This is a genomic window from Streptomyces sp. NPDC002513, from assembly GCF_053595355.1.
The window spans coordinates 80,397-92,502 of the sequence record NZ_JBSFXK010000018.1; the positions used below are offsets into that span (position 1 = coordinate 80,397).

At 69.9% G+C, this 12,106-nt stretch carries 10 protein-coding genes; 3 read left to right on the forward strand and 7 right to left on the reverse strand.

Annotation, left to right across the window (positions count from 1 at the left end; genetic code table 11):
- Positions 1–121 precede the first annotated feature (121 nt).
- Positions 122–1,243, forward strand: a complete 1,122-nt coding sequence (locus ACWD5Q_RS15160; RefSeq protein ID WP_451427436.1) for a hypothetical protein — start codon at positions 122–124, stop codon at positions 1,241–1,243.
- On the opposite strand, the gene ACWD5Q_RS15165 is transcribed toward ACWD5Q_RS15160, so the two are convergent.
- From ACWD5Q_RS15165 to ACWD5Q_RS15190, 6 genes are all read right to left on the reverse strand, one after another.
- A complete protein-coding gene (locus ACWD5Q_RS15165; RefSeq protein ID WP_451427437.1) occupies positions 1,215–2,273 on the reverse strand; it encodes a hypothetical protein in 1,059 nt (352 codons plus the stop codon). The two genes, ACWD5Q_RS15160 and ACWD5Q_RS15165, sit on opposite strands and share 29 nt — an antisense overlap.
- Complete coding sequence (locus tag ACWD5Q_RS15170; protein ID WP_451427438.1) at positions 2,270–3,184, reverse strand: N-acetylneuraminate synthase family protein; 915 nt, start codon at positions 3,182–3,184, stop codon at positions 2,270–2,272. Before ACWD5Q_RS15170 ends, ACWD5Q_RS15165 begins: the two co-directional genes overlap by 4 nt.
- A gap of 4 nt (positions 3,185–3,188) precedes the next feature.
- On the reverse strand, positions 3,189–4,394 hold the full coding sequence (locus tag ACWD5Q_RS15175; protein WP_451427439.1) for a cytidylyltransferase domain-containing protein: 1,206 nt from the start codon (positions 4,392–4,394) through the stop codon (positions 3,189–3,191).
- A 79-nt stretch (positions 4,395–4,473) separates the two neighbouring features.
- On the reverse strand, positions 4,474–5,760 hold the full coding sequence (locus ACWD5Q_RS15180) for a DUF6716 putative glycosyltransferase (RefSeq protein ID WP_451427440.1): 1,287 nt from the start codon (positions 5,758–5,760) through the stop codon (positions 4,474–4,476).
- A gap of 18 nt (positions 5,761–5,778) precedes the next feature.
- On the reverse strand, positions 5,779–7,539 hold the full coding sequence (locus ACWD5Q_RS15185) for an alpha-2,8-polysialyltransferase family protein (protein ID WP_451427441.1): 1,761 nt from the start codon (positions 7,537–7,539) through the stop codon (positions 5,779–5,781).
- Positions 7,539–8,705, reverse strand: coding sequence for a glycosyltransferase (locus ACWD5Q_RS15190; protein WP_451427442.1), 1,167 nt, complete (start codon positions 8,703–8,705; stop codon positions 7,539–7,541). Before ACWD5Q_RS15190 ends, ACWD5Q_RS15185 begins: the two co-directional genes overlap by 1 nt.
- Positions 8,706–9,207: 502 nt before the next feature.
- On the opposite strand from ACWD5Q_RS15190, the gene ACWD5Q_RS15195 reads away from it, so the two are divergent.
- Positions 9,208–10,299 carry an LCP family protein gene (locus tag ACWD5Q_RS15195; RefSeq protein WP_451427443.1) on the forward strand — a complete coding sequence of 364 codons (1,092 nt, stop codon included), beginning with the start codon at positions 9,208–9,210 and terminating at the stop codon, positions 10,297–10,299.
- A gap of 138 nt (positions 10,300–10,437) precedes the next feature.
- On the opposite strand, the gene ACWD5Q_RS15200 is transcribed toward ACWD5Q_RS15195, so the two are convergent.
- A complete protein-coding gene (locus ACWD5Q_RS15200) occupies positions 10,438–11,451 on the reverse strand; it encodes a hypothetical protein (RefSeq protein WP_451427462.1) in 1,014 nt (337 codons plus the stop codon).
- Between the two features lie 256 nt (positions 11,452–11,707).
- Here ACWD5Q_RS15200 and ACWD5Q_RS15205 point away from each other — a divergent pair, with 256 nt between their 5' ends.
- Positions 11,708–12,106 carry an NTP pyrophosphohydrolase gene (locus ACWD5Q_RS15205; RefSeq protein ID WP_451427444.1) on the forward strand — a complete coding sequence of 133 codons (399 nt, stop codon included), beginning with the start codon at positions 11,708–11,710 and terminating at the stop codon, positions 12,104–12,106.

Sequence of the window (12,106 nt, forward strand, 5' to 3'; positions counted from 1 at the left end):
AACGGAAATCACGAAGACAAGACGAAGTGAAAGGATGTAAAAATCTTCGGCCTATAATGTGCCGATCCTGGTCGCCGTATGGCGAGGCCGTTCCGGACTAGGGAAGGAATGACGGCACATCATGCGGGGAAGAGCGAAGGCACCGCGGCGCGCACCCCAGGCCGAGGCTCATGACCCGGAGTCTTCCGCTGACCGAGCCGAGAGTTCCCTCGAAGGCACCTGGCTCAGCCGTGGAACGGACGGCCGTCTCACCGTATTCGCGCTGTCCCCGGAGGGCTTGCTGCGCTGGACGGAGATTCGCCCCGGCGGGCCGGAGTGGGAGGGTCCGCAGGTTTTTCCCGTTCCCCCGGGCCTGAGCCACGTCTCGATCGCCCAGGGCGCCGACGGCTATCTGCATTTCCTGGCCCACCGCACCCGGCGGCGCGATGACGGCCGTACGACGACCGACCTGATGTACACGATGCAGTACCAGTCGGGCCGGCCCATCAACGACTGGCGCGCGCTCGCCAACCCGTACAAGGAGACGGACGACCGTCATCCCCGTCTCGGATATCCCACCGGCGCCGTCGACACTGCGGGGACGTTGCACGTCTTCGTCCGCAACGCGGGCCGTGGCCTGCATGTGCGGCACGAGGACAAGGACGGAAAGTGGCGTCCCTGGAAGGACCTGCGGGGCAGCGCGCTGCACGAGGGGGTGACCGTCGGCGTCACCTCCAAGGGCCGGATCGGCGTGCTCGCGCCCTCGGACAAGCCTCTGCACCACTGGCAGCAGCCCGTGCGCGGCGGGGAGTTCGAGCGCCGCGAGGACATCGCCGTGACTATGGTCCCGGGCAGCGGTGTGGCCCTGGAGACCGCCGAGGACCAGCTCACGTACTACGTCGGCGACGCGTACTCCTCCGGCCTGCTCGCGATCCGCCCGAACGGTTCGGTCGTCCAGATCGGCGGAGCCCCGGCAGGTGGCGCCCCGTCCGCCCTGCGCACCCTGATCGACGGTCAGGACTGCACGATCCTCACCCATCGCGGCCTGGCCGGCAGCCCGATCTTCGGGGCGTTCGTGACGGGCGCCGAAGACTGGGGTGTGCAGTGGGCGGACGTCGGCCGGCCCTGTCTCGGGAATCCGGCGCTCGCACTGGACGGGCACGGCCGTATCACGCTGGCGATGATCTCCACCGACGGTTCCCCGTACGTCACCCGGCAGTCGTCGCCCTCGGGGCTCACCTTGGGGCAGTGGCGCCGGCTGTGAGCCGCATGCTCGGCAGTCCGTGGCGGCGTTTCGCGGACTCCGTCATGGTACGCAGGAAGCTCACCGCGTGGGACGTGGTGTGCGAGGTGAACCAGGACTCGTCGATCTCGCAGAGTTCGACGCGGACGCCCAGCCCGCGGAGCACGATCGGCAGGGTGTGGGCGACCGTGGACGGGAACGTCAGGACCGTCTGCCCGATGGGTCCCTGAGCCGCCAGGAGTTCCAGTGGCAGGTCGGGCCGGAGCACCGTGACTCCGGTGCTCTCGGTGATGCGCCGGAGTTTCTCCCTGCTCTCCCGGCGGTGGGCCAGGTACCGGTCCACTCCGCGTGCCCGCGTGATGGTGCGTACGGCTTCCAGATAGCGGTCCTCGCCCACGATCCCCGTCTCGACCAGCGAGGTGCCCAGCAGATCGGCTCCGGAGCGGGCCACCGGCCGCCCGAACCGGGAGCGCGTCCAGGCGTAGGTGTTCGCCACGATCGTGATGCCGGGCGGCGCCGCGACCTCCATGCACGTGAACAGGGAGCGCCGCAGCGACGGGGCGGTGAGCCAGTCCATCGCCTTGGCACTGCGGCCGGCCCGGGCGGTCTGCTGGTGCCACCGGGTCAGGTCGCGGCCTTCGGTGACGATGCGCACGAACTCGGTCGTGGCCGTCCCGTCGTCGACGATCACCAGTTCCCCGGCTCTCGCCGAAGGCAGCAGCGTCTGCACCATTCCGGAGAACAGATCGCCCACGACGAGCCGCTCGGCCTGGGTCACCAGTCTGCGGACGGCGGTGAACTGCCGCATCCGGTTGACCGTCCCGGACCTGATCTCGAAGCGCGTGATCTCCATCCCGCTGTCCGCGGTCAGTTCGGCCACGCGGGCGAGCTGCACCCTGGACCACGGATCCAGCGGCATGAGCACCGCCACGTGTACGGATGCGTCCCCGCCCCGGTGGAAGGATCCCTCGCCCTGGTGGGCGTGATGAGCCCATTCCGCCACGTTCAGCAGCTGGGCGGGGCTCTCCACCAGGGCGAGGGTGCTCGTCATGCGACCGGGACCGCCGCCTCGGCGATCACGCCGGCGACACGGCGCAGCTTCTTCATCGGGCCCAGTTCGGAGTCGTAGACCTTCTTGACGCCGTCACCGAGGGAGGCCTCGATGATGCGGATGTCGCGGACCAGGCGCGTGAGGCCCTGCGGCTCCACGGAGGCGGCCTGGTCGGAGCCCCACATCGCGCGGTCGAGGGTGATGTGACGCTCGACCATGCAGGCGCCGATGGCCACCGCGGCTACGGTGGTCTGCAGACCGATCTCGTGACCGGAGTAGCCGATCGGGACGTTCGGGTACTCCTGCTGCAGGGTGTTGATGACCCGCAGGTTCAGCTCCTCGGCCTTCGCCGGGTACGTCGATGTCGCGTGCAGCAGCACGATGTTCTCGCTGCCCAGCACCTCGACGGCGTGGCGGATCTGCTGCGGGGTCGACATCCCGGTGGAGAGGATGATCGTCTTTCCGGTGGCGCGCAGGGCGCGCAGCAGCTCGTCGTCGGTGAGGGAGGCGGAGGCCACCTTGTGGGCGGGGACGTCGAACTTCTCCAGGAAGGCGACGGCCTCGGTGTCCCACGGGGAGGCGAACCAGTCGATCCCCTTCTCCTTGCAGTGCGCGTCGATCCGGCGGTACTCGTCCTCACCGAACTCCACGCGGTGGCGGTAGTCGATGTAGGTCATCCGGCCCCAGGGGGTGTCGCGCTCGATGTCCCACTGGTCGCGGGGGGTGCAGATCTCCGGGGTGCGCTTCTGGAACTTGACCGCGTCGCAGCCGGCCTCGGCCGCGGCGTCGATCAGCTTGAACGCGTTCTCGAGGTCGCCGTTGTGGTTGATGCCGATCTCGCCGATGACGTAGGCCGGCGAGCCGGGACCGACCTGGCGGGAGCCGATCTTGCGGGTACGGGGGTAGTGCATGGGTTCAGAGAGCCTTTCCAAGAAGGTGTGTTGCTATCTCGCGGACAACGCCGTGGCCCCCGCGTGACGTGGTCACGGCGCGTGCTCGTTCACGGACGATGTCGTGGGCGTCGGCCACGGCGACGGGCCAGCCGACAAGATCGAAACAGGGCAGGTCGTTGACGTCGTTGCCGGCGTAGAGGATCCGTTCGGGGGCGATGCCCTCGGCCTCGTACCAGGTGCGCAGTTCGACGTCCTTGCGGTCCACCCCGTGGATGACGGGGATGCCGAGCTTGCGTGCGCGGGCGGCGACCACGGGGTTGGTCTCGCTGGAGAGGATGAGGACCGGGACGCCGGCCGCGCGGAGCCGGGAGATCCCCATGCCGTCCCCGCGGTGGACAGCGACCGTCTCGTGTCCGTCGGCGTCGATCCACACCCGGTCGTCGGTCTGGGTGCCGTCGAAGTCGAGGACGACCGCGTCGATGTCCGCGCGGGTCGGGAAGACCTGGGTGTCGACGAGCGGAGCAAGTGCCCGGGCCCGGGCCAGGTCGGCGGGTTCGTCGATCTCCAGCGTGCGGGCGGGGTCGACGGGCACGGCCGCGACGTTCCCGAAGAAGCGGTGCCCCTTGTCGCGGAAGCCCTGGGCCCGCATCGCGTAGGCGGCGCCGGTCTCCAGGAACTCCTCGGGGCGGTCCTGGCGGCGCAGCCGCTCGGCGCTGTCGTGGTTGACGCCCTGCGCGCCGGCCACGACGGAGGCGTCGCCTCCCGCGCGGGCTCCGCGCCAGACGAACCCGTGGAAGGGGGAGGCGGTGAACGCGGAGTCGGCGCCGCCGTCGAGTACGGCGGAGACGACGCCCTCGACGTCCTGCGTGGTCAGGAACGGGCTGGTGGCCTGGACGAAGAGGAGCACGTCGGTGAGTTCGCCGTGCCGTTCCTCGACCGTGTCCAGCGCGTGCAGCAGCGCGGACTCGCTGGAGGCGGTGTCGGAGGACAGCTCGGCCGGCCGCACCACCACCTCGGCACCGTGCAGCCGGGCCTCGGCGGCGATGTCCGCCACGTCCGTCGACACCACGACCCGGGTGACCCGGCGCGCGGCGCGGCAGGCCTGAACGGCACGCCCGAGCAGCGAGACCCCGGCCACACGGGCGAGGTTCTTGCCGGGGATGCCCTTGGAGCCCCCACGGGCGGGTATCACCGCGGTCACGACGCGATCGGATACGGATGGTGACATAAAGGGCCTCATGGTGAGTCGGTCGTACGGACGGTGGCGAGGTGGGAGGGGAAGCTGGGTGACGGAATCAGAGGCCGGCCTACAGGCCGCCCCAGCGCTGGATCTTGGGAGCCACCGTCTGGACTCCGAAGCGGTAGGCGCTGCGCAGCGCCTTCCGGGAGGCCCGGGTCAGGAGACCGTGCCGGCGCCCGGCGGCGGCCACGGCGTGGGGCAGCGGTTCACCGTTCGGGTCCAGCCCCCTGCGGGCCAGCAGCTTGGGCAGATAGCCCGGGGCGTTCTGCATCGTGTAGTACGGCCGGATCGGCGGCAGGGACGGGAAGCCGGCCAGGTACGCGACCCGGTCGCGCAGCTGCGCGTACGGATCGAGGGCCAGGATGCCCTGTTCCTCCAGCCAGCCCGGGTGGGCGTACGGCAGCGCCCCCTCGTCGATCTCGTTCCAGGAGACGACGCAGCCGGAGCCGGTGAAGTAGTGGTTGCCGTGCGGTTCCCGGACACCCAGATCGCTGAGGATCGCCGTGGGAATGCCGCGGTGCATCGACTCCAGGGCGGCCGTCGAGCTGACGGTGACCAGGAGGTCGGTGCGGTCGAGGACCTCCCCCATGTTGCCGTAGACGAACCGCAGGTTGGGCGGGAGCGGTTCGTCGAGCTGCTCGGCGAGGGTCTCGTAGTGGAACGGCTCGATGTGAGTGGTCTGCTCGCCCGGCTTGGAGCGGAGTTTGATCAGCACCTCGCGCCCCGGCCGCAGCCGCGCGTGCTGGATGGCGCGGCGCAGGACGTAGAGCCGGCCCTCGCGGTCCTCGGGGACCGAGGGCTGGACCGCGAACGTGACCGTGAAGGGGTGCGTCGCGCCGGTGCGCGTGGGGTCGTACCGGTGGTCAGCGAGGAAGGGCAGCGCGGTCTGGACGACGCAGTGGTCGGATATGCCGAGCCCCCGGTAGATCTCACGGAAGCGGCGTGCGTCGAACGGGCTGTTGGCGAGCACGACGTCGGCCCCGGCCCGCAGCAGCAGACCGTCCGTCAGGTTCTCGTACACGACTCCCACATAGCCGGTGACGAGCACGGGCCGGCGGGGCTGCTGAGCGAAACTGCGGGCGAGGCCGTGCAGGATCGCCTGGGTCGTCCCGCCCACGGAACCGATGATGAGGACGTCCGCCCTGGCCAGTTCGGGATCGGTGACGAATTCGGCGACGGAGGAGTGGCTGATGGACTCGGTCGGGATGCCGACCTCTTCCATCTGCCGGGTCGTCGGCGTGGAGCGGCCGTTGAGCATGTGTGCGTGCAACCGGGGACGGGAGTGGAGCCGTTGCGCCAACTCACCACCCCATTTCCAGCGGGTATCGGAGTCGGCGAGTACGTGAATGCGCATCGCCTCTGCCGTTTCTTCTCAGCCCGTCGCCATCGCCTTGGCGACCTTGCGGGCCCCGCGGTCCTTCAGCAGCCGCGTCGCAGCCCCGGAATCGGGATTGATGCGCAGTGCTTCCTGGGCCGCGAACACGCGCAGCGGCTTGCCCTCGCGGCCCATCAGGGCGGCGACTTCCGCGATCTTGATCCAGGCCATCGCGCGTTCGTCCCCCGCCATCGCGGCGAGCGAGAGCATGCGCTTGGCCTGCTCGAGGTCGTCGTCCCCGACGAAGATGCGTGCCATTCCGATCAGCACGTCCAGCGGCTTGCGCTCCTTGAGGATGTGTTCGCCGATACGGCGCGCCACCCCGAATTCGCCGGCCTCCAGGTGTTCGGTGAACGAGGCGACCGTCAGCTCTTCCACGGCCGGCTTCGCCGTGTCGCCGTCCTGCCCCTTGGCCGCCTTCTTCGCCCGTTGGATCTCCTGCATCTCGACTTCGGAGGGCGCGCCCGGCAGCGACAGCTTGTAGAGCAGGTCCGGCTTGAAGTGCATGCGCAGAGCGGGACGGACGTCCATCTGCGGGAGTACGCGTGTCACGTACGCGACGGCACGGTCGCGCAGATGCCCGTAGCGCTGGGGCTGCATGCAGAACCCGACGGTCGCGATGTACTCGGTGAGTTCGTCGCGTACCCAGTCGGGGCTGCCCAGCAGGTCGGGGCCCGCGAAGCCGTGGCCCTCCAGGTCCGGCAGAGCGATTTCACAGATGGTGATGGGGATGCGGTTGCTGTTGGGGTACGGGCGCAGCTTCCGCAGCACCTCGCGGGCGCCGACGGCCGCCGCCGGGATGCCGTAGACCGCGCGGGCGGTGAACAGCCCGGTGGAGAAGCAGCCGATCACGACGACGGGCCGGAGGTATCCGTACACGGCCTCGGCGAGCAGCGGTGTCTCCAGCACCAGCAGTTCGATGCCGAGCTCGTCGGCCCGTCGTACCAGCGACTCCGTCAGGCTCTGTGGAGCACTCGGGTGCGGCTTGAAGAGGACTGACGTGAAGCCGAGGTTCACGGCGGACTCGAACATCCGCAGGTGCAGCCCCTCCTCTTCCTCCTCGGTGAGAATGCCGAGGCTGGAGAGGTACTGGCCGAGCAGCATGGCCGCGCCCGAGCGTCCCGAGGGGAAGGATGCCGGGATCGAGGAGGCCAGGGTGGGCGCGCAGGCCTCGGCCAGTTCCGTGAACACGCGCTGCACCGCGGCGGTCTCGACCGGCTCGGCCGGCACCTGGTACTCGCTCAGCAGCAGCGGACGCAGGCCGGGGATCAGATCCAGGTACAGCGTGCGGCGGATGCGCGTGTACACGTCGCGGGGAAGCTCGTTGCGGGTGGGACCGTACGTCATCAGGCCGTCGGCGTACACGGTGATCCGGGCGTCCCGGAAGATCTTGCAGAACGTCAGCGCGGGTTTGACCTGGATGGACTCGACGACGAGTTCCAGTGCGCCGTACGGGATGTTCCAGCGCAGGCCGAGCAGTTCGCGCCACATGGGCACGTCCTCGCCGCGCGGGTCCCACAGGCTCGGGTGGTACGGGTAGATCACCTCGTTCCAGGAGATCACCATGTCGAAGCGGGACCGCAGCGGCTCGAACCCCTCCATCGCGTCGAGGGGGGTGGTGACCTCCGGGATCTCCGTGTTGGTGCAGACGACGAGGATGCGCCGGCCGGCTCCGGACGGGCCGAACTGGCCCGCGTCGATCGCGGCGGCCAGGGTCAGCGCCCCGTAGAGAGTGGAGGCGACGAATATCTGGGTCATCAGGCCGTGACCCCGAGTTCCTGGCGGCCCGGCCGCGGACGGGGCCTGCCCTGGTACGCGGCGCGCGCGGTCGCGGGGCCCGGCTGCGCACCGTGCGCGGGCTGCGGGCTCGGGTGGCCTCCGCGCGTGGGCGGCGCGGGGACGGCCTCCAGGACAGGGCGGCCCCGGTTGTCCTGCGGGCCGTGCGGATCGGCGTACGGATCGGCGGCGGGGGCGGTTCCCCGTACGGAGTTGATGAGCTTGGCCCGGCGCTCGCCCATCTCGTGAAGGGTCTGCTCCAGCAGGTCCTGCGGCAGGCGGTCCAGCGCCACGGACACCCGGTGCTTGAGGAGCGCCCTGACGTCGTCCTCGTAGGTGTCGGCCCGGTCCAGGTGGATGGCCATCATGGCGCAGAAGGTCCGGATCACCTTCGGCATGATGTGCGCTCCCCAGGGATGGGCGGAGACCTCCTGGGCCACGCGCTCGAAGCAGGGGATGAAGTCGAGCTGGCGTTCGTCCGGGATGCGGGTGAGCGAGGTGCTGACGTCACGGCGGTAGAAGATGCCCGCCAGGTCGACCGCCGCGTAGGACTGCGTGTACAGGTGGAGGCGCCAGGTCCACATCCGGTCCTCGGCCGTGCGCAGCTTCTCGTCGAAGAACAGCAGGCCGCGGCGCGCGAGCAGTTCGCGGTCGAAGATGCCGGCCCAGACCAGCGGATAGTCGATCATGGTCGAGGCGTTCGCCGGCATGATCGACTGGATCGGCGCCAGCAGGGTGTTGCGCACGGCCTGCGGCGAGCGGACGATCTCCCGCTTCCTGCCGACCACGCGGACGTGGTCGGTACGGACGAAGTCGCAGCCGAAGTGCTCGATAGCCGCCACGAGCTGCTGGAGATAGCCGGGCGCGAACCAGTCGTCGCCGTCGAGGAAGGCGATGTACTTGCCGCGGGCCATGCGCAGGCCGGCGTTCCGGGTGAAGGAGATACCGGAGTTCCGCGGGTTCTGGTAGAGGATCCCGCCGGGAACCTTGGCTATCTCCCGCCGCAGGATCTCGAAGGTGCCGTCGGTGGAGCAGTCGTCCACCACGATGAACTCGAAGTCCTCACGGGCGTTGAGCGCCAGGGACTTCAGTGCGGTGGCGCAGTAGTCGCGGACGTTGTACATCGGCACGATGACAGAGAGCTTCACCGGCGGTGCCTCGACTCCAGGACGTCAGGGCCGACCGGGCGGTTCCGGGTCGGCGACTTCACAACACAGGCAGTGGGGTCGCACCCGACAGCCCTGTCCTTGTCGAACTCCACCTCAGCCCCCATAGGCACCACGGGTTCACCGTTGTGCACCCAACGCCGCCACTCACGGGAATTTCACACTACTTTCAACTTGCTGTCCAGAAACGATCTGATCTAACGCCCCAACTGTCCTATTTTACGAGCAAATTTGATCTACCTTGACCGAGACGCGGGAGTTGTCCGAGGTTGACGAACGGTAAGAATCGGACTCAAGATCACGGAAGCCACGCTTGCCGCCGGCGCGACGGTCACGAAAACATCACACCCACCGCACAGGTGTCCGGACGCGTGTCTATAGTTCTGATCTCAGCCAGGCAGTACGCGGACCGGCCTACCCCCCACCCGAGTCCCGATCACCGCTCGCCCTGTTCAGGGGCACGAATCGTGAGGACTCGGACAGGATGAGCCACGCCCCGACGACGCAACGCCCCGGCCCGAGCACGCCGCCGGACGGCCGACGCCGCAGACGTGAGCGGGGCAAGCGCCGCTGGGGTCGCATCGTCCTGCTCAGCCTGCTGGTCCTCGTCCTCGGCGCGGCCGGGACCGGCTACTGGTTCTACAGCAACCTCAACGGCAACATCCAGGGCGTCGACGTCGACAAGGCCCTCGGCGACGACCGGCCCCAGAAGCTCCCCACATCGGGACAGAACATCCTGATTCTCGGCTCCGACTCGCGCGCCGGCGCCAACGCCGCGCTCAAGACGGGCAATGTCTCGGGGGCGCGCTCCGACACCGCCCTCGTGATGCACATACCCGAGGGCCGCCGCACAGCCGTCGCCGTGAGCATCCCGCGCGACACCCTGGTCACCCGGCCCGAGTGCACGGCCAAGGACGGCTCCACGCTTCCCTCCGCGAAGCGCGTGATGTTCAACTCCGTCTACTCGCTTGCCGGTCCGGCCTGTGTGGTCAAGACCGTGGAGGAGATGTCCGGGGTGCGTATGGACCACTACGTCGAGATCGACTTCGCCGGTTTCAAGGAACTGGTGGACGCGATAGGCGGGGTCACCGTCACCGTCGACCAGGACATCCACGACAAGTCCAGCGGACTGAATCTGACCGCCGGCACGCACCGGCTGAACGGCACGCAGTCACTGGAGTTCGTCCGCACCCGGCACGGCATCGGGGACGGCAGCGACCTCGGCCGTATCGGGCTCCAGCAGCAGTTCATGCTGGCGCTGCTGAGCGAGATCAAGAAGCAGGACCTGCTGGGCAGCCCGACGAAGGCCTACAAGATCGCGGACAGTCTGACGGCGGCGCTGACCACCGACTCGCAACTCGCCTCCCTGACCAAGCTGGCGGAGTTCGGCCGCAGCATGAACGGGGTCGATCCGTCCACCATGGAGACGATCATGCTTCCGGTGGCGTACGACAAGGTCGACCCGAACCGGGTCGTCGCCGCCGAACCGCAGGCGAGCACGCTGTGGAAGGCGGTCCGTACCGACTCGGACATCCCCGCGTCGGCGAAGAAGTCCCCGGCCACCGGCGGTTCCTGACAAGGAATCGTTACGCCTGCAGCCGACCGCTCCTGACGAAGGACCTCCCACCCGCGGACCATGACTCCTGAGGCAGAACCGCCGCCGGGGCGACCGGCGCCCCGGCACAGGAGCGACAAAGAGCACCCCCGGCGACCGTCACACCGACTGCCAGGCCCCCAGTGCCAGCCCCGGCTCGTCCTTCTGACGGGCCACGCGGAGTTCGCCGTCCTGGGTCAGGCTCGCCGCCACCACCCGCCCCTCGGCGTCCTCGGCCAGCGCGACCCGGGTGCCCGCCGGGAGCTGCGGACCCGACTCGCTCCACCACAGGCCGGCCGACTCCTGCTCGGTGGGGCAGGCCGCGAGGACGACACGGCCGGAGTCCGAACGCTGGGCGAGCAGCGTGCAGTCGTAGCCGTCGATGGTGCAGCGGAGGGCCGCCACCGGGCCCGGGCCCGCGGCGCGGAGCAGCGGGAACGGATCGCCGCCCGGACGCCAGGCGTGCAGCATGCCCTCGGGGTCCGCGAAGAACAGCGTGGTGTGCTCCTTGGAGGTGGGCAGGGCGGTCAGCGTGCCCGGCCGGACGGCCACCTCCAGCGCCTGGTCGGGGACCAGCGCCGCACCGGGCTCCTCCTGGCGCCAGCGCAGGATGCCGTCCGGCGTGGTGGCGTACAGCTCGACGCGCCCCGATCCGCCGGTCACGGCGGCGAGTTCCTCGTGCGCGCCCGGGCCTTTGATGTCGTGCCAGGGGCCCCAGCCGCCGTGCTCCTTCTGGGCGACCATGCTGACGCCGCCGCCCTTGTTGCGCGTGAGGACATGGGCGCGGCCCTCGGCGTCCACCGCCACCGCCGGCAGACCGGTCCGGTCGCCCTTCCTGTCCGGGTGCCCGATCGGAAGCCAGTCGAGGGGCGCCAGACGGGGACGGAAATGGGTGGAGTGGACGAGCCCCGACTCGCCGGGGACCGTGGGGCGCCATGCGACGAGATGGGCATACCCGTCGACGCCCTGGCCGAGGGCCAGTTGGGCGTACAGACGCTGGTCCCCGCCGACCTTGCGCGGGGGCGCCCAGGGAAGGTCGGGGTGGTGTTCGGCCCGGCACCACACCGCTTCGTCCCGCGAGGCGTAGGCGCTCAGGCTGCCGTCCCGGCCGCGCAGCAGCCAGGAGCCGTTCAGAGTAGGGACCGTTGACACTCCCCCACTTTAGGGCCTGTTCTGAGTTTCCCGCCTGCGTCGCGACGCCTGGCACGCGCGCTCGCCGCGTTGTCGGGATCGCCCACGTACGCCCAGTACGCGGGCGACCCTCCGCCTTGCGATCGCACGCACCAGACGCCGCGACGCCCGCGCTCCGCGCGAACGACGGGAAACTCAGAACAGGCCCTAATCCGGAGCCGGCCGAGCGGGCGTCGCCGCTTCGTGCGAGGCTGTCGGAATGAGCGCCCCGCCCCTGGTGATCGTCGACGCCGCGAACGTCGTGGGATCCGTGCCCGACGGCTGGTGGCGGGACCGGCGCGGAGCGGCGGAGCGACTGCGGGACCGCCTGGTGCCGTACGCCGGGGCGGGGCTGCCCGGCCACCCCGGCCCGGTGGAGCTGGTGCTCGTGGTCGAGGGCGCCGCGCGCGGGGTGGAGTCCGTGCCCGGCGTACGGGTGGAGGCGGCGCCGGGCAGCGGTGACGACCGCGTCGTCGAACTGGCGCAGGAGGCCGGAGACCGTCCCGTTCTGGTCGTCACGGCGGACCGGGAGCTGCGCCGCCGGGTGCGGGAACGGGGCGCGGAGGTCCTGGGCCCGCGGACGGTGCGCGCGCAGGAGCCCCCGGCCGGCCGGTGCTGA